The organism is Serratia sp. FGI94 (genome assembly GCF_000330865.1).
GTDB classification, from domain to species: domain Bacteria; phylum Pseudomonadota; class Gammaproteobacteria; order Enterobacterales; family Enterobacteriaceae; genus Serratia_B; species Serratia_B rubidaea.
Window position 1 is genome coordinate 1836659 of the sequence record NC_020064.1, and the last position, 16911, is coordinate 1853569.

15 protein-coding genes are annotated in these 16911 nt (G+C 60.6%); 5 read left to right on the forward strand and 10 right to left on the reverse strand.

Annotation, left to right across the window (positions count from 1 at the left end):
- Positions 1-55 precede the first annotated feature (55 nt).
- The 3 genes from betT to D781_RS08370 all read right to left on the reverse strand — a co-directional run bounded on the left by betT (position 56) and on the right by D781_RS08370 (position 4620).
- Entirely contained in the window at positions 56-2050 is a 1995-nt protein-coding gene (gene betT, locus D781_RS08360) for a choline BCCT transporter BetT (protein ID WP_015671876.1), read from the reverse strand.
- Positions 2051-2412: 362 nt separating this feature from the next.
- Positions 2413-3873: a TrkH family potassium uptake protein gene (locus tag D781_RS08365; RefSeq protein ID WP_015671877.1), complete on the reverse strand. Its 1461-nt coding sequence runs from the start codon at positions 3871-3873 to the stop codon at positions 2413-2415.
- Between the two features lie 126 nt (positions 3874-3999).
- Positions 4000-4620, reverse strand: coding sequence for a LysE family transporter (locus D781_RS08370; RefSeq protein ID WP_015671878.1), 621 nt, complete (start codon positions 4618-4620; stop codon positions 4000-4002).
- A 69-nt stretch (positions 4621-4689) separates the two neighbouring features.
- Between D781_RS08370 and D781_RS08375 the strand changes: the two genes are divergently transcribed.
- Positions 4690-5619 (forward strand): LysR family transcriptional regulator, encoded by a 930-nt coding sequence (locus tag D781_RS08375; RefSeq protein WP_015671879.1) that lies wholly within the window; start codon positions 4690-4692, stop codon positions 5617-5619.
- Here D781_RS08375 and D781_RS08380 read toward each other — a convergent pair.
- Positions 5616-6191: an XRE family transcriptional regulator gene (locus D781_RS08380; RefSeq protein WP_015671880.1), complete on the reverse strand. Its 576-nt coding sequence runs from the start codon at positions 6189-6191 to the stop codon at positions 5616-5618. The genes D781_RS08375 and D781_RS08380 overlap by 4 nt on opposite strands.
- Before the next feature lie 77 nt (positions 6192-6268).
- On the opposite strand from D781_RS08380, the gene D781_RS08385 reads away from it, so the two are divergent.
- Entirely contained in the window at positions 6269-7183 is a 915-nt protein-coding gene (locus tag D781_RS08385) for a DMT family transporter (RefSeq protein WP_015671881.1), read from the forward strand.
- A 36-nt stretch (positions 7184-7219) separates the two neighbouring features.
- On the opposite strand, the gene cycA is transcribed toward D781_RS08385, so the two are convergent.
- Positions 7220-8620, reverse strand: coding sequence for a D-serine/D-alanine/glycine transporter (gene cycA, locus D781_RS08390; RefSeq protein WP_015671882.1), 1401 nt, complete (start codon positions 8618-8620; stop codon positions 7220-7222).
- A 466-nt stretch (positions 8621-9086) separates the two neighbouring features.
- Here cycA and D781_RS23600 point away from each other — a divergent pair, with 466 nt between their 5' ends.
- From D781_RS23600 to D781_RS08400, 3 genes are all read left to right on the forward strand, one after another.
- Positions 9087-9275, forward strand: coding sequence for a hypothetical protein (locus D781_RS23600; RefSeq protein WP_124014440.1), 189 nt, complete (start codon positions 9087-9089; stop codon positions 9273-9275).
- Between the two features lie 133 nt (positions 9276-9408).
- Positions 9409-9756 (forward strand): DUF4377 domain-containing protein, encoded by a 348-nt coding sequence (locus tag D781_RS08395; protein ID WP_015671883.1) that lies wholly within the window; start codon positions 9409-9411, stop codon positions 9754-9756.
- A gap of 184 nt (positions 9757-9940) precedes the next feature.
- The gene (locus D781_RS08400; protein ID WP_015671884.1) at positions 9941-10369 is read left to right on the forward strand and encodes a universal stress protein; all 429 of its coding nucleotides are present in this window, start codon (positions 9941-9943) and stop codon (positions 10367-10369) included.
- A 39-nt stretch (positions 10370-10408) separates the two neighbouring features.
- Here the strand turns inward: D781_RS08400 and D781_RS08405 are convergent, their stop codons facing one another.
- The 5 genes from D781_RS08405 to D781_RS08425 all read right to left on the reverse strand — a co-directional run bounded on the left by D781_RS08405 (position 10409) and on the right by D781_RS08425 (position 16602).
- Positions 10409-11422, reverse strand: a complete 1014-nt coding sequence (locus tag D781_RS08405) for an Ldh family oxidoreductase (protein ID WP_015671885.1) — start codon at positions 11420-11422, stop codon at positions 10409-10411.
- 19 nt (positions 11423-11441) lie between these two features.
- Positions 11442-13007 carry an APC family permease gene (locus tag D781_RS08410; RefSeq protein WP_015671886.1) on the reverse strand — a complete coding sequence of 522 codons (1566 nt, stop codon included), beginning with the start codon at positions 13005-13007 and terminating at the stop codon, positions 11442-11444.
- 36 nt (positions 13008-13043) lie between these two features.
- Positions 13044-14633, reverse strand: a complete 1590-nt coding sequence (locus D781_RS08415) for an aldehyde dehydrogenase (NADP(+)) (RefSeq protein WP_015671887.1) — start codon at positions 14631-14633, stop codon at positions 13044-13046.
- A 53-nt stretch (positions 14634-14686) separates the two neighbouring features.
- Complete coding sequence (locus D781_RS08420) at positions 14687-15607, reverse strand: dihydrodipicolinate synthase family protein (RefSeq protein WP_015671888.1); 921 nt, start codon at positions 15605-15607, stop codon at positions 14687-14689.
- A gap of 194 nt (positions 15608-15801) precedes the next feature.
- Positions 15802-16602 carry an AraC family transcriptional regulator gene (locus tag D781_RS08425; RefSeq protein ID WP_102024964.1) on the reverse strand — a complete coding sequence of 267 codons (801 nt, stop codon included), beginning with the start codon at positions 16600-16602 and terminating at the stop codon, positions 15802-15804.
- Between the last annotated feature and the right edge of the window lie 309 nt (positions 16603-16911).

Sequence of the window (16911 nt, forward strand, 5' to 3'; positions counted from 1 at the left end):
AAGAGAGGCGTTGAGGCGAAAAAAACCGCCCCGAAGGGCGGTCAGTGCAGCGGTTTTAACGTACCAGATGCAGGAAGTGCAGGTGCTTCTCGTACTGGTCAAGAATATCGTGGATGATCTGTTCCTGCGTCCAGCCCATCACGTCGTAGTCCTGGCCGCCTTCCTTCAGGTGAATCTCCGCACGGTAGTACTTGTGCTCTTCGTCGCGCTCTTCATCGTTCAGGCCCGCCAGGGCGAAGGCCGGCTGAATATACGCGCGCAGGCGCACTTCATACACGAAGTTCAGGTCATCGCCCAAATCCACTTCAAAGCGGATACGGTCGTCCTGCGAATCGTCGATCGTGGATTCGGTTCCCTGCTTTATCAGCTCGGCTTCCACCAGCGTCATCGCCGGATGCACCACTTCGCTGACAAAGCGCTTCACGTGCGAGCGTTTCGGGAAGTAGGCGATATTACGCAGGCGTCGCTGCCAGGAGATCGGATTGCGTGCGGCGGTCGGTGCGATGGTGGTCATCACCTGGCTGTCGCGCTTATAGGCGTCAACCCGTAGCGCTTTCAGCAGCCCGTAAATCGAGATCAGTAGAATCACGGAGAACGGCAGGGCGCTGGCGATGGTGACCGTCTGCAGCGCGCTCAGGCCGCCGGCGATCAACAGCGCGATCGCCACCACGCCCATCAGCGCAGCCCAGAAGATACGCTGCCATACCGGCGTTTTGTCGGAACCGCCGGAGGCCAGCGTATCCACCACCATGGCGCCGGAGTCCGCCGAGGTGACGAAGAACACCACCACCATCGCCATGGCGATAAACGACAGAATATTGGCGAACGGGAAGTGCTCCAGGAAGTTAAACAGCGCCAGCGAAACGTCGGTCTGCACCGTGGTTGCCAGATCGCGTGCGCCCTCGGTCATAATCAGATTGATAGCGCTGTTGCCGAAGAAGGTCATCCACAGCAGGGTGAAGCCGGCCGGGACAAACAGCACGCCGGTGACGAATTCGCGGATGGTGCGGCCGCGGGAGACGCGGGCGATAAACATGCCGACAAACGGCGACCAGGAGAGCCACCAGCCCCAGTAGAGCAGCGTCCAGCCGCCCAGCCAGTTGCTGGATTTCGGCTCGTAGGCGTACAGGTTAAAGGTTTTACTGACGATCTCGGACAGGTAGCCGCCGGTGTTCTCCACAAAGGATTTCAGCAGCAGCACGGTTGGGCCGAGGATGCCGACCAGCACCAGCAGCAGGATCGCCAGGCTGAGGTTCAGTTCGGACAGAATGCGGATGCCCTTATCCAGACCGGACACCACCGACAGCGTCGCCAGCCCGGTAATCACCACGATCAGCACCACCTGCACCGTTTCATTGATCGGCAGGCCGAACAGATGGTTCAGACCGGCGTTCACCTGCAGCACGCCGTAGCCCAGCGAGGTGGCGACGCCGAAAACGGTGCCGATCACGGCGAAGATATCCACCGCATGGCCCAGCGGCCCGTAGATGCGGTCGCCGATAATCGGATACAGCGCCGAGCGCAGCGTTAACGGCAGGCCGTGACGGTAGCTGAAGAACGCCAGGATCAGCGCCACGATGGCGTAAATCGCCCAGGCGTGCAGGCCCCAGTGGAAGAAGGTCAGGCGCATCGCCTGTTTGGCCGCTTCCACCGTTTCCGGCGTGCCGACCGGCGGTGAAAGATAGTGCATCACCGGCTCGGCGACGCCGAAGAACATCAGTCCGATGCCCATACCGGCGGAAAACAGCATGGCGAACCAGGAGACATAGCTGAAGTCCGGCTGGGCGTGATCCGGCCCCAGCTTGATGTTGCCGTAGCGCGACAGGCCGAGATAGGTGACGCTGAGCAGGATCAGCGCGACCGCCAGAATATAGAACCAGCTGGCGTTAGTGAATATCCCCTGTTGAAGTGCTTTGAATTTACGATCGGCCAGCTCGGGATAGAGCGCGGCAAACGCCACCAGGACGATGATCAGTGCGGCGGAAATGAAAAATACCGGAGGATTGATATGGCTACGACGGGCCACGTTTTCAGTGTCGTTTTGGCTCATAGAATACCTTCTAGTCCGTTAGGGAGTGATATCCCCTTTATGCTTGAAGCTGCATCTGTGTCACCGACGGTTGCACCCAAATGATTGATTTATTGAGATGCGCTCCCTTACCGTCGCGATGCAAGTCCAAATTATTTGGGATAAAGCTACTGCTTGGAAATAACAACTCCAGAGAAAATGGGCGCAGGACGCCCGAAAAATAGTGCCGGAGAAGTATACACGAAAATGACATTAACTGACATTTCATGGGGTAAACGGTTATGGTTGGGATTAATTCTAGTAATTTTGTCTGAATTTTAGCGATGGATAAGGTTTATTATCTGGAAAGGCACCGTCGGAAGAACGAATCGCCGGTGCAGGGATCAGAAACGCCAGAAGGTGCGGGAGCATAAAATCAGAATCGGGTAAATCTCCAGACGCCCCAGCAGCATGGCGGCGCACATCAGCCATTTGGCGGGATCGGAGAGCGTGCCGAAGCCGGCCGCCGTCTCGCCGAACCCCAGACCCATATTGTTGATGCAGGCGGCGACGGTGGCGAATGCGGTCATCATGTCATACCCCATCAGATTCAGCGCCCAGACGAACAGGCAGCTGAACAGCACGTACAGAAAGAAAAAGCTCCATACCGAACGCAGTACGCGATCGTGCACCGAGGCATCGCCGACCTTGATGGTGAAAATGGCGTTGGGGTGCACCAGTTGGTTGACCTCGTGGCGGCTCACTTTGTACATGATAAGAAAGCGCAGCGCTTTAATCCCGCCGCAGGTTGAGCCTACGCAGCCGCCGAAGAAGCTGGCGCCAAGCAGCAGCAGGATGGCGTTGGTCGGCGTTTTGGCATAGTCAGCGGTGGCCAGGCCGTTGTCGGTCATCATCGAACTGGTGAGGAAAAAGCCGTGCACCAGCGCGTCTTTGAGGCCGTACATGCCGGAGCGGTACAGCTCGATCACCACGATGGCCACGATGATGGACAGAATCAGCAGGAAAAAGCGCAGCTCGGGGTTGCGCAGCAGCGGCTTCAGGCTGCGGCGGCTGACGGCGACGAAGAACAGGGTGAAGTTGATGGCCGCCAGCACGGAGAAAATACCGCCGACCAGCTCGATCGGTGCGCTGTCGAAATAGCCCAGGCTCTCATTGCGGGTGGAGAAACCGCCCAGCGAGACGGTGGACAACGCATGACACAGGGCGTCGAACCAGGGCATGCCGGCCAGGCGGAACGCCAGGGTGCACAGCAGCCCCAGCCCGAGATAAATCAGCCACAGGTTTTTGGCGGTGTCGGCCAGGCGCGGCGTCAGGCGCTCCTCCTTGAACGGGCCGGGCATTTCCGACTGATACAGTTTGGCGCCGCCGATCCCCAGCAGCGGCAGCACCGCCACCGCCAGGACGATAACCCCCAAACCGCCGACAAAATTCAGCTGCGCACGGTAGTAAAGGAAGGACTTCGGCACCGAGGAGACGTCGTTCAGCACCGAGGCGCCGGTAGTGGTGATGCCGGAGACGCCCTCGAACATGGCGTCCACCAGGCTGATATTCAGGGTATCGTCGAGCCACAGCGGCAGGGCGCTGATGATGGAAAACAGCAGCCAGAACAGCACGATGATTAAAAAACCGTCCTGGGTGCGCAGCTGCACCTTCGACTGGCGACTGCTGAACCAGCCGAGGCCGCCGACCGAGGCGGCGATCACCAGCGTATAGAAGAACGGGAAGATGCTCTTTTCTTTATAGAGCAACGCCATTAATAACGGGGGAATCATGGAAAGGCTGTAAAGAACCACTAAAAAACTGCAAAGGTGAACAACAATAACCAGTTGTTTTGTTTTGACCATGCTTGCGCCCGGGTTGCCGAAGGACTGTGCGTCAACACATTGATAGATGTCGTTATAGAATAGCGCGGCCGATATAAAAATATCATAAAAATTGACGGATCCGCGCGTGTCCCGGCAAGGATAGCGTCAGCGGCTCAGGTTGCTCAGCGCCAGCAGCGCGCCGAACGTAACCAGCAACCCGCCGAACAGACGGTCGATACCGCGGCGCAGGCGCAGAAAGCGCGCGCTGACGCCGGGAGCGGAGAAGAACAGCGCCACGGCGCCAAACCACAACATATGCGCCAGAGAAATAAACAGCCCGTAGCCGATCTGCAGCCACAGCGGGCTTTGCGGGTTAACCACCTGCATAAACAGGCTGACGATGAAAACGGTAGTCTTGGGGTTCAGCACATTGGTCAGAAACCCGGTTTTCAGTGCGCGCCAGTCACCCATATGCGACGCCGGCGCTGCCGTGGATGCCGACACCGTGGCCGCATGGCGGAACATCTGTACGCCCAGATAAATCAGGTAGGCCGCGCCGATAAATTTCAGCAGGGTGAATAGCCACAGCGAGCGCTGAATCAGCAGGCCGACGCCGATCAGCGTGTAGCCCACGTGAACCAGCACGCCAAGGCCGATGCCCAGCGCGCAGTAAAGTCCGGCGGCGCGCGAGCCGTTCAGGCTGTTGCGCGATACCATGGCGAAATCCGGGCCGGGGCTGATCACGGCGAGTAAAGTCAGGGTGACGACGGCAATAAGTTCGGTCATAGTGGGCCTGTATAAGATATTGATTAGATAGGGTTGCATTGTTGAACGTCGCGAACAGGGAGACAAACGATGAAAACTGACAAAATCGGTGAGCCTATCTCACGCAAAATCGGCAGGAACATTTCTCTGGGCGGGCTGCGCTGCTTTGAGGCGGCGGCCAGGCTGGAAAGCTTTACCCAGGCGGCGCATAGCCTGAGCCTGACCCATGGTGCCATCAGCCGGGCGGTGAGGGCGCTGGAGAATGAGCTGGGGCTGGCGCTGTTTGAACGACGTCACCGCCGGGTCTATCTGACGACGGCCGGGCGCAAGCTGTGGCAGGCCAGCCAGCAGGCGTTCGATATTCTTGAGCAGAGCGTGCAGGAGCTGTATCTGCAGGCGCAAAACGCGCCGATCGTTCTCTCCTGTGAGCCGACGTTATTGATGCGCTGGCTGATTCCGCGCATGTCGGAATTCCTGCGTACCCATCCGGCCATTCATGTGCAGCTGGTGGCCGGTGGCGGCGCGGTGGCTTTCCAGGATGGCATTACGCTGGCGATTCGACGTAATGATTTTGACTGGGGCGCCAGCGTGCACAGCATCCCGCTGTTCAGTGAAAAGATCGGCCCGGTCTGCAAACCGGAAATGCTGGCGCAGTTTGTTGAGGGCAGTCAGACAGAGCCGCGTTTGCGGCGCGATGCGGTACTGCTGCAGACCGCCACCCGGCTCAACGCCTGGGCGGATTGGGCGCAGGCGCAGGGGGTATCGATTGAGGGTATGCCGCAGCAGCGTTTCGAGCACTTCTACTTTAGCCTGCAGGCGGCGGTCGCCGGGCTGGGCGTGGCGATTGGGCCGTGGCAACAGGTGCGTGATGATATCGGCGCCGGACTGCTGGCGGCGCCGTTCGGATTTCGCCACGACGACAGCGGCTACAGCCTGCTGACGCCGCAGCCGGTAGCGCCGGGCAGCGCGGCGGAAACCTTGCTGCATTGGCTGCAGCGCCAGGCGGCGATGCAGCCTTAAAAGGAGACGTTGCGGATAAAGCGCAGCGGGCCGTCACCGCGGTTGGCGTACGCGTACTGCTGATCGCTGTTGAAAACGTGGGTATCGCCGGCGCACAGCGTCAGCGTCTGCTGCTCCAGCAGCAGCGTCAGGCAGCCCTCAATCACATACACGATCTCGCGCCAGCCTTCGGCATCGGGCTGCGAGTGATACTGCTCGTGCGGCATCAGCGTCCACTGCCACAGCTCCACCCGTTGGCGCGCCGGCACGCTGGCGGCAAAAATCGCCTGGCTGGCCGCCTGTTCGCCCTGCCAGGCCAGCTCGCCCACCAGATGGCTGCCGCGCGCCACCGGCGCCTGGATCAGATCGCTGAAAGAGACCTGGAGCGCCGCCGCCAGTTTATCCAGCACCGCCAGGCTGACGTTGCGGTCGCCGGCCTCAATCCCCGCCAGCATGCGGCGGCTGACGCCGGACAGCGCCGCCAGCGCCGTCTGACTCAGCGCCGCCTGCTGACGATAACCGCGCACGTTGCTGCTGAGGTACTGCAGCACCTGGGGGGCGTCGGGCTTGTCGTTGTGCACTATATTGCTCATTGTTGCGTGATGTCCGATACTGGCAGGATCTGTGCATTATAGTGCACGTTGTATTTATCTAGGGCAAGTCGGCGTCTATGAGCAAAACATCTTCTACTCCAGGCCTGTGGCTGAAAATCAGGCCGCAGGAAGCGATCCTGATTGTGATTACCATGATCTGGGGCGGCACCTTTCTGGCGATTCATCATGCGATGACGGTCAGCGGCCCGTTCTTTTTTGTCGGGCTGCGTTTCGGCACCGCCGCACTGGCGTTAACGCTGTTTTCACTGAACAGCCTGCGCGGGCTGACCTGGTATGAGTGCAAGGCGGGGATACTGATTGGCGTGACGATCGCCGTGGGTTACAGCCTGCAGAGCATCGGGCTACAGACCATCAGCAGCAGCCAGTCGGCGTTTATTACCGCGATGTACGTGCCGATGGTGCCGCTGCTGCAGTGGCTGGTGCTCAAGCGTTTTCCGGGCCTGATGGCCTGGGTCGGCATCCTGCTGGCCTTCAGCGGCCTGATGCTGCTGGCCGGGCCGAGCAACAGCGAGGTCAGCTTTAGTCTGGGCGAGACCGTGACGCTGATCGGCACCGTCGCGGTGGCGGCGGAAATTATCCTGATCGGCGCCTATGCCGGCAAGGTGAACGTCAGGCGGGTGACCGTCATTCAGTTGGCGACCGCCTCGCAGCTCTCTTTCCTGATGATGCTGCCGAGCGGCGAAGCGGTGCCGGCTTATTCCGACTATCTGCTGTACTGCGCCGTGGGGCTTGGCATCGCCAGCGCGCTGATCCAGCTCACCATGAACTGGGCGCAGCGCAGTATTTCGCCGACGCGGGCCACGGTGATTTATGCCGGTGAACCGGTGTGGGCCGGCGTGGTGGGGCGTATCGCCGGGGAACGTTTACCAGGCGCCGCACTGCTTGGCGGGGCGTTGATCGTGCTGGGGGTGATTGTCAGCGAACTGCGTATCCGGCGGAAGAAAAAGCGTGAGGCCGTGGCGGAGAGTTAGTGCAGGAAGCGGGGAGGCGTGGCCTCCCCGTTAGCGTCAGGCCGCTTTTTTATTGCGCGCCACCAGGTAGCCGAGAGCCAGCACCACGAACCACAGCGGCGTGACCATCAGCGCCTGGCGCGTATCGTCCTGCAGGGTCAGCAGCACCAGCACAAAGGCGAAGAACGCCATACAGACCCAGCACATCAGCTTGCCGGCCGGCATTTTATAAACCGATTTCTGGTGCAGCTGCGGGCGACGCTTGCGGTACACCAGGTACGAACACAAAATGATCGTCCAGACGAACATGAACAGAATGGCGGACACGGTGGTGACCAGGGTAAATACCGTCACCACGTTCGGGATCAGGTAAATCAGCACCACGCCGCCCAGCAGGCAGATGCAGGAGAAGGTCAGACCGTTGGCCGGTACCGCGCGTTTGGACAGGTTGGCGAATGACTTCGGCGCGTCGCCCTGCTGCGCCAGGCCGTACAGCATACGGCTGGTGGAGAACACGCCGCTGTTGGCGGAGGAGGCTGCCGAGGTCAGCACCACAAAGTTAATCACGCTGGCCGCCGCCGGCAGGCCGACCAGCATAAACAGCTCGACGAACGGGCTCTTGTCGGCCACCACGGAATTCCACGGCGTCACTGACATGATGACGATCAGCGAGAACACGTAGAACATGATAATGCGCAGCGGAATTGAGTTAATCGCACGCGGCAGCACTTTTTCCGGGTCTTTGGTTTCGGCGGCGGTGGTGCCGACCAGCTCGATGCCGACAAAGGCGAAGACTGCAATCTGGAAGCCGGCGAAGAAGCCGCTGATGCCTTTCGGGAACATGCCGCCGTCGTTCCACAGGTGTGAGAGCGACGCGACGCTGCCGTTCGGCGACTGGAAGTGGGTAGCGATCATCACTACCCCGGTGACGATCAGGCCGATGATGGCGACGATTTTGATCATCGCAAACCAGAACTCCATCTCACCGAACATCTTCACCGTGGCCAGGTTGAGCGTCAGCAGCACCAGTACGCACAGCAGCGACACGATCCACTGCGACAGTCCGGGGAACCAGAACTGGGCGTAGGCGGTGATCGCCACCACGTCGGCAATGCCGGTCACCACCCAGCAGAACCAGTAGGTCCAGCCGGTAAAGAAGCCGGCCCACGGGCCGAGCAGATCGGCGGCGAAATCGCTGAAGGATTTGTACTGCAGGTTGGACAGCAGCAGCTCCCCCATCGCCCGCATCACGAAGAACAGCATAAAGCCGATGATCATGTAGACGAAGATGATGGAAGGGCCGGCCAGGCTGATGGTTTTGCCCGAGCCCATAAACAGACCGGTGCCGATAGCGCCGCCGATGGCGATCAGCTGAATATGGCGGTTGGTCAGGTTTCTGCGTAGATGATCGTCTGACGCCTCTGCGGCGTCGGTGGTAATTTTAGCGTGGTCTACCATCTGATGATGTCCTGTCTTACCTGTCATGAGTGAAATTACGAGCTCTAAATTGGCTCTTTCTTATACGTTTATCCGGCTGCCCGGCTTTAATTTAGGTGGTGTTACCAATTCACCTTTGCGTAACATGTTTACAACATTTGACGCCAAGGGGAAAGTTGACTGTTTCTTGTACACAGGCGGTAAATCGGACCTTCAGAAAGCGCAAGGTTACCCTCAGGCATCAAAAATTAACAGCCTTTGCCAACGCTATCTTGTTGATATACCAAAGGGTTAAATTTTTTGCATGAAAAAAACTAATGCATGGAAACGGTGACCCGCCGCAGACGCCCGGCGCTAATTGGGGGCGGGCCGCCGACGTCTGGCGGGGGAGCGCCGGCGATCGGTTTGCAACTGCCTGCGGCGGGCGTTAAGCCTCAGGCGGCTAAAAATCATTAGCTTAGCGCGCCTGGTTCAGGCTCGGTACGGCATGACGGCGTTAAATTTGTGCGGCGCCGCGCAAAATTGCAGTAGCGTTTCGCTTGGCGTGCAGAAAGGTGATCTGGCGCATGTTTATCACTCCGGTGCGCGTTTTATCCCTATTTCTTGTCATGCACAAAATTTCCGTCGCCAGTGGCCGGATGACCAGGAATTCGCCGATTTTTACCCACAGGAATGACCAGATGGCTTACCTGTGTTTTTTCATTATTGCCACTTGATTAGCTGGTAATGTGTTAAAAACTGGTTTTTTATTTTGTTGAACGGCGACTGATATTGTTATCATGCCTGCTTAACCTCTGAGGGAACAAAGTATGAAAAACAAATCATTAGCGCTCTTATTACTGGCCGGCCTGACCGGCTGTAGCCAGTCGTCAACGTCGCCGGAAGCGTCTGCGTCAGCGGCCGGAAAAAGCGAAACCTTATACGTCAACAGCCGCCTGGTGGACTGCGTGGGCGTAGCGCCGATGAAATGCATGCAGGTGCGTCAGGCGCCGGATGCAGAGTGGGAACTGTTTTACACCCAGATTGAAGGCTTCGCGTTTACCCCCGGCTACCGCTATAAGCTGCTGGTGAACGTCAGCGAGCTGGAAAACGTGCCGGCCGATGCCTCTTCGCTGCGCTATGTGCTGGTCAAACAGCTGGAAAAAACCAAGGCATAACGCATACGCCGGAGGCGGCGGCATGCGGCCTCCGGCGCAGCTCCAGCGCCTTTCCTGATTAACGCCGTCCCGGTGGTTAAATAGTCTTTACCCCCGATCACAAAAAACCGAGAAATCAATTCATCCGCGCCGCCGTCAGCAGTAAGCTGGCAGTCACAGGGCTACCACCAAATAGGGATGATATATGTACCAGATGATTTTAGTACCGGTTGATCTTGAAGAGCCGCAACTGACGGACAAGGCGATCAAGCATGTGGAGTATCTGGCCAAGGCGTCGGGCGCCAAGGTGCACCTGTTCCATGCGTTGCCGGATGCGTCGGCATTCGTGACTGCCTATTCGTTTGGCATCAAAGAGTTTGAGAATCAGGCGGAAGTTAACGCTATCGACAAACTGAAGAATATCATTGCGGAAATGGAGCTGCCGTTGGAGCGTCTGTCTTACACCATCAGCTTCGGCTCGCCGCGTGACGAGGTGCTGCAGCTGGCCGACGATATCGGTGCGGACCTGATCGTGGTCGGTTCGCGGCGTCCCAGCGTCAAAACCTACCTGCTCGGCTCCAACGCCGCGGCGATCGTGCGCCATGCCAAAACGTCGGTGATGGTGGTCAGATAATCATTCGCCCCTCTCCCGGCGGGGGAGAGGGGCGAGGTGTTACTGGCACAGCGCTTCAATCTCCTCGTACAGTGCCTGCGGCAGTTCGATGCCGTGCTGCTCACTCAGCGGACGTTGGCGAAAGCGCCGCTCGCCGGGCAGCCGCGCGCCCTGTTGCTGCATATCGCTGAACAGCGTTTCGGCATGGGCCAGATAGGTGTCCTGCTGTGCCCCCAGAAAGCGTTGCGGATCCATGGCGATAATCAGTTCGCCGCCGTAAGGCGATGAACCGGTCTGGTTATCAAACGCCAGCGACTCTTTGCTGGTCATATCGCCGATCAACGGCCCGGCCAATAATTCCACCATTGCCGCCAGCGCCGAGCCTTTATGCCCGCCGAAGGTCAGCATGGCGCCGGCCAGTACGCTGGCGGCATCGGTTGAGGGATTGCCATCCTTGTCGATGCCCCAGCCCGACGGCAGCGGTTTGCCGGCGCGTCGGTGCAGTTCTATTTCACCGCGCGCCGCAGCGCTGGTGGCCATATCAAACACGAAGGGCGGCCGTGCGGGCCGCGGCCAGCCGAAGGCGATGGGGTTGGTGCCGAACAGCGGCTGATTGCCGCCGGCCGGCGTCACCCAGGCGTGGCTGGGGGTACAGGCCAGCGCCACCAGTCCCTGCTCGGTCAGCGGCTCGATGTCGGCCCACAGCGCCGAGAAGTGTACGCAGTGGTTGATTGCCAGCGCGGCGATGCCGTTGCGTTTCACCTTATCGACAAACGCCGGCAGCGCCCGGCGGTAGGCCACCAGCGAAAATGCGCCGTGGGCGTTCACCCGCATAATGGCGGGGGCGCTGTCGATCAGTTCCGGTTCGGCGTCGGCGGAGACTTTTCCCATCCGCAGCGAGTGTACGCAGCCGAGAATGCGGTACAGCCCGTGGGAGGCGCAGCCGTCGCGCTCCCCGGCGGTGACGTTCTGCGCCACCGCGTCGGCGTGTTCGGCGCTGAAGCCGTTGCTGCGCAGCGCGCGCTGCGCCAGATGATAGGCCTGATCCAGCGTCAGGCGTATACTTGCCGTCATGATGACATCCTCCCTTGAGTTACTCTTCTTCATCCCCGACAAAATTTGCCTGAGGTAAACAGGTATAGGCGCCCCAGTAGTAGATCGCCAGCGCAATCACCGCCACCGTCAGGGTATCCCACGGATGGCCGATGGCGCCGATGCCGCCGAAACTGCCGAGGTAGGAGACGATAATGATCAGCCCATAGAAGGCTACCAGCCACAGCGAGGAGTAAACCTGCTGGCGCAGCGTGACGGCGTGCGTCGGCACCTGCTTTTTGAACAGGATATAGATCAGGAACATCAGGATCTGCAGGCCCAGCAGCCAGGAGATGGTGTTCCAGCCGGACCAGTAGACGATCAGCGCGGAAATGATAAATGACAGCGGGCCGAGCACGCAGAAGCCGCGCACCAAAAACGGCCGCGCCAGATCCGGCGCATTGCGGCGCAGCCCGGCGGCGGTGACCGGCGCGATAGCGTAGCTCAGCACCAGCGCGGCGGACACCACGCCGATCAGCCGCTCCCACGACGGAAACGGCAGCGTCCAGAAGATCGACAGCGCAAAGGTCAGCCACAGCGCCGGGCGCGGAATACCGGACTCGCCGTCAACGCGGGTAAAGACTTTAAAGAAGGTGCCGGCGCGCGCCCAGCCGTAGACCACGCGCGGCGTGGCGTTCATATAGATGTTGCCGGTGCCGCTGGGGGAGATAATCGCATCGCTGACCACCAGAAACGCCAGCCAGCCCATGCCGAGCGTGATGGCGATGTCGCGGTAGGGCAGCGAGAACTGTTTGCTGATGCCTGACCAGCCGCCGCTGAGCATCTCGGCGGGAATGCTGCCGAGAAAAGCCAGCTGCAACAGCACATAGATCACCGTCGAGAGCAGCACGGAGAGGATCAGGGCGATGGGAATGGTACGCTGCGGTTTTTGCACTTCGCTGGCAACCGAAATAATCGGCGTCAGCCCCAGATAGGCGAAAATAATGCCGCCGGCGGAGATCGCCGCCTCCACGCCGGCTGCGCCGTAGGGGGCGAAGCCCTGACTGTGCAGGTTTTCCGGTTTAAAGAAGGTGAACAGCACCACAATCACCAGCAGCGGCACCAGGAATTTCAGAATGCTGATGAAGTTGTTGGATTTGGCGAAAGTTTTCACGCTGTAGTAGTTGAGCGCGAAGAACAGGCACAGCAGGAGCAGCTGCACCAGCCAGCCGATAAGGGTGGGATCGCCCGAATCGGGCCGGCTGAGAAAGGGGAACCAGGCGGCGGCATACTGGCGGGCGGCGACGATTTCAATCGAGATCAGGCTGGAGAAGGCGATCAGCGTGATAAAGCCGAGCAGGTAGCCCATCAGCTCGCCGTGAGAAAACACCGGATAACGGATGATGCCGCCAGCGCGCGGCAGCGCCGCCCCCAGCTCGCAGTAGACAATGCCGAGCAGCAACACTGCCAGCCCGCCGATCAGCCAGGAGTAGATCCCCGCCGGACCGGCGATGGCGGAGACATGACTGGCGGCAAACAGCCAGCCGGAGCCAAAAATGGCGCCCAGGCCGATAAACGTCAGGTCGGTGAGCGTAAGCTGCTTCTTGAATTTACCCTGTGTGGTCATGTGGCTACCCTTTTATTATCGCATGGCAGGTGCTGGTCACAGCGGATCGCGCTGGTAAACGCCGTTTACCAGTCGCAGTAAATTAAGCGGGTTCTCATCCTGCAGGGCCGGCGGCAGCAGCGACGACGGCGTATTCTGCAGACAGACCGGCCGCATAAAACGCGCGATCGCCAGCGTACCGACCGAGGTGCCGCGGGCGTCGCTGGTGGCGGGGTAAGGCCCACCGTGCACCATGGCGTCGCACACCTCTACGCCGGTGGGGTAGCCGTTAAACAGCACCCGTCCGGCTTTATGCGTCAGACACGCCAGCAGCGGCGCGGCGGCGTTCAGGTCGGCGTCATCGGCCAGCAGCGTGGCGGTCAGTTGCCCTTGTAGGGCGTTCAGCGCCTGCAGCAGCTGCGCGTCGTTGTCCAACGCCGCTACGATGGCGACCGGGCCGAACACCTCCTCCTGCAGCCGCGTATCTGCCGCCAGCAGCAGCCGGCCTTCCGCCTGATACAGCTGCGCACCGGCCTGCAGCGCCGGGGTAGCGCGCCGCCCGGCCAGATGTGCGATGCCCGGATAGTGATCCAGTTCGTGCAGGCCCTGCTGGTAGTGGCGCAGGATGGCGGCATTAAGCATGGTCTGCGGCTCGGCGGCCTCAATCTGCTGGCCCAGCTCGGCGATAAACTGGCTGAATGCCGGGCTGCGTACCCCGAGGATCAGTCCGGGCTTGGTGCAGAACTGGCCGCAGCCCAGGGTGATCGAGGCCGCCAGCTGCTGGGCGATGTGCCGGCCGCGCTGCGCCAGCGCCTGCGGCAGCGCGATCACCGGGTTGATGCTCGACATCTCGGCGAACACCGGGATCGGCTGTGGGCGCTGCTGCGCCAGATCGAACAGCGCGCGGCCGCCTTTCAGCGAGCCGGTAAAGCCGACCGCCTGAATCGCCGGATGCTGCACCAGATCGGCGCCGATATGTTCACCGAAGATCATATTGAACACGCCGGCCGGCATTTGCTGCTGAGTGACCGCGCGTTCGATCGCGGCGGCGGTCAGTTCGGCGGTGGCCATATGGCCGCCGTGCGCTTTGAACACCACCGGGCAGCCGGCGGCCAGCGCGGCGGCGGTATCGCCCCCGGCGGTGGAGAAGGCCAGCGGGAAATTGCTGGCGCCGAATACCGCGACCGGACCGATGGCGGTGTGGTACTGACGTATATCCGCACGCGGCAGCGGCGCGCGCTGCGGCTGGGCGGTGTCAATCCGCGCGCCGATAACGTCGCCGCGGCGCAGCAGTTCGGCGAACAGCCGCATCTGGCCGCTGGTGCGGGCGCGTTCTCCCCGCAGGCGCGCCGGCGGCAGCGCGGTTTCCTGCTGCACGATGGTGAAAAAAACGTCATCCAGCGCATCAAGCTGGTCGGCAATGGCGTCCAGAAAGTCCGCGCGCTGCCGGCAGGAGGTTTGCGCGTAGGCAACAAACGCCGACTGTGCCGCGCGTGCGGCGCAATCGGCCTCGTGGCGGCTGGCCGGATGGAAACGATAGCCGGTGGGCTGGCCGTTATCGGCGCGTAGGCTGATAAGTTCGGCCGCGCCGCTGGCGACGCGTTGGCCGCCGATAAACTGTTTTCCGCTGAGGGTGGTGATAGGCATAGTGTCCCCGCTGTGGTTACGGCACCCCTGACGCGGCAGGGGCGCGTCAGGATTTACAGACCGACGTCCGGCAGCGCTGGACGCTGCGCCAGCGCCTGCTCGACGATGGCAACCACCTGGCGGCGGGTTTCGCCTTTCAGCGCCAGACGCGGCGGGCGGGTGACCGCGCTGCCGCGCCCGACCAGCTCTTCGCACAGCTTGATGCACTGCACCAAATCCGGCCGGGCGTCGAGGTGCAGCAGCGGCATAAACCAGCGGTACAGCGCCAGCGCTTCGTCGAAGCGTTGCTGTTTCGCCAGCCGGAACAGCGTCTCCCCCTCGCGCGGGAAGGCGTTGGACATGCCGGAAATCCAGCCTTCGGCACCGACGGCGATGCTTTCCACCACAGCATCGTCCAGCCCGGCGAACAGCACGAAGCGATCGCCGACCGTGTTGCGCAGATCGATAAAGCGGCTGGTATCGCCGGAGGAGTCTTTAAAGCAGACGATGTTGTCGCAGTCTGCCAGCGAGATCAGAATGTCCGGCGTGACGTCGTTTTTATAAATCGGCGGATTGTTGTAGACCATAATCGGCAGATCGGTGGCGGCGGCGACGCTGCGAAAGTGCGCCGCGGTTTCGTGCGGTTTGGACGAATACACCAGGGCCGGCATCACCATGATGCCGTCGACGCCGGCCTTGGCGGCCTGTTGCGCCATATCCTGCGCGAAGGCGGTAGTGAATTCGGCGATGCCGGCGATCACCGGCACTTTACCCCGCGCGGCGTCTTTCGCCACTTCGATCACCGCCAGCTTTTCCTGCGCGCTGAGCGAGGTGTTCTCGCCGACGCTGCCGCACACCACCAGCCCGGAGACGCCGTCGTTAACCAGGTTGCTCACCACCCGGTGGGTGGCTTCCAGATCGAGAGAAAAATCGCTGCGGAATTGGGTGCTGACCGCGGGGAACACGCCGCTCCAGTTAATGGCTTTTTGGCTCATGCTGTTTTTCCTGTCGTCGAATGTGTTAATTGATGGTGAGTGATTGGTGAAATTCGATAACAGAGTGACCGTAATCCGCGGCGACGGCTTGACGCTTTTCGTCGCCGGGCATGACGAAATCAGCACAGTCAGCGGGAAAAAGGCCGGCCGCCGCCGCGGGCGGATGGCCCCTTAACGGCTTAAAATTACAGGGGTTAAGCGTGCAGCGAATGGCGGAAATCCCGCGGCGTTGAGCCAGTCATGGCTTTGAACTGGCGGCTGAAAGCGCTGTGATCGGTATAGCCGCACTGCAGGGCGATATCGGTAATCGGCGTATCGCCGGCCAGCAGTGCGCTGGCTTTCTCCAGCCGCACCTTGTGAATCATCTGACGCGGCGTCAGGTGGAAGATGCGCTTACAGTAGCGTTCGATCTGCGCCACCGACAGCCCGGTCAACGCGGTCAGCTCCTCCAGCGCGATCGGCCTGGCGTAGTGGCGGCGGATATAGTCATCCAGCGCCGCCAGCCGCTGATAGGCCGGGTGGTTGGCTTTGGCCTCCTGCAGGTCGTGTGAAATCCCCGCCATGCCGATAACGTTGCCCTGCGCATCGCACAGCGCCAGCTTCTGCGTCAGGCACCAGCCGGTTTCTCGGCCGTTGTACAGGTGCATCTCCAGCTGATCCTGAATCTGTACGCCGTGGCGCAGCACGCGCAGATCCTGCTCGGTATAGCCGGCGCCGAGCTGGGCGGGAAACACGTCGGCGGAGGTTTTGCCCAACAGCGGCGCTACCGTTTTGAATCCGCAGCGTTTCGCCAGCGTCAGGTTGGCCAGCAGATAGCGCGCCTGGGCGTCTTTCAGGAAAAACACCACGTTGGGAATGGCGTTCAGCAGCGGCGCAATCAGCGCCAGCGCATTGAGTATGCTGTGCAGATCGTGAGGGCGCTGCTGCGCCAGGCCGTCGCACAGCCGGCTGAGTTGTTCGACGGCAAAGTCGTTGTCTGCCGCCATGGCCGTCATCTCGGGCGCCGGCGGGGGAGGCGGGGGATTGCTGGCTAAACGCATCGCTGTACCTTTCCTGTTGGCCGCTGAATTTAACGGTTTCGGATCAATATTAACTTTTATTTAACTTGGCAAGCGCCGTCCGCCAAAACTGCGGATCACCGCATAATTTTGCCGTCGCCGGGCCGCCCAGACGGACGCAGCGTGGGCATTGGCTGATTTAGCATAAAAATAACGCCATGATAAATAAGAGATTGTTATGGGCCGTTGTTGACCGGCAGGCCGGCGTCGGGGTGACTGTGCTGATTTCGCCATGCATTGCGCCGA

Excerpts from the sequence above, each read along its gene's own strand:
- betT (WP_015671876.1), bottom strand. The coding sequence starts at position 2,050 with ATGAGCCAAAACGACACTGAAAACGTGGCCCGTCGTAGCCATATCAAT.
- D781_RS08365 (WP_015671877.1), bottom strand. The coding sequence starts at position 3,873 with ATGGTCAAAACAAAACAACTGGTTATTGTTGTTCACCTTTGCAGTTTT.
- D781_RS08370 (WP_015671878.1), bottom strand. The coding sequence starts at position 4,620 with ATGACCGAACTTATTGCCGTCGTCACCCTGACTTTACTCGCCGTGATC.
- D781_RS08375 (WP_015671879.1), top strand. The coding sequence starts at position 4,690 with ATGAAAACTGACAAAATCGGTGAGCCTATCTCACGCAAAATCGGCAGG.
- D781_RS08380 (WP_015671880.1), bottom strand. The coding sequence starts at position 6,191 with ATGAGCAATATAGTGCACAACGACAAGCCCGACGCCCCCCAGGTGCTG.
- D781_RS08385 (WP_015671881.1), top strand. The coding sequence starts at position 6,269 with ATGAGCAAAACATCTTCTACTCCAGGCCTGTGGCTGAAAATCAGGCCG.
- cycA (WP_015671882.1), bottom strand. The coding sequence starts at position 8,620 with ATGGTAGACCACGCTAAAATTACCACCGACGCCGCAGAGGCGTCAGAC.
- D781_RS23600 (WP_124014440.1), top strand. The coding sequence starts at position 9,087 with ATGACGGCGTTAAATTTGTGCGGCGCCGCGCAAAATTGCAGTAGCGTT.
- D781_RS08395 (WP_015671883.1), top strand. The coding sequence starts at position 9,409 with ATGAAAAACAAATCATTAGCGCTCTTATTACTGGCCGGCCTGACCGGC.
- D781_RS08400 (WP_015671884.1), top strand. The coding sequence starts at position 9,941 with ATGTACCAGATGATTTTAGTACCGGTTGATCTTGAAGAGCCGCAACTG.
- D781_RS08405 (WP_015671885.1), bottom strand. The coding sequence starts at position 11,422 with ATGACGGCAAGTATACGCCTGACGCTGGATCAGGCCTATCATCTGGCG.
- D781_RS08410 (WP_015671886.1), bottom strand. The coding sequence starts at position 13,007 with ATGACCACACAGGGTAAATTCAAGAAGCAGCTTACGCTCACCGACCTG.
- D781_RS08415 (WP_015671887.1), bottom strand. The coding sequence starts at position 14,633 with ATGCCTATCACCACCCTCAGCGGAAAACAGTTTATCGGCGGCCAACGC.
- D781_RS08420 (WP_015671888.1), bottom strand. The coding sequence starts at position 15,607 with ATGAGCCAAAAAGCCATTAACTGGAGCGGCGTGTTCCCCGCGGTCAGC.
- D781_RS08425 (WP_102024964.1), bottom strand. The coding sequence starts at position 16,602 with ATGACGGCCATGGCGGCAGACAACGACTTTGCCGTCGAACAACTCAGC.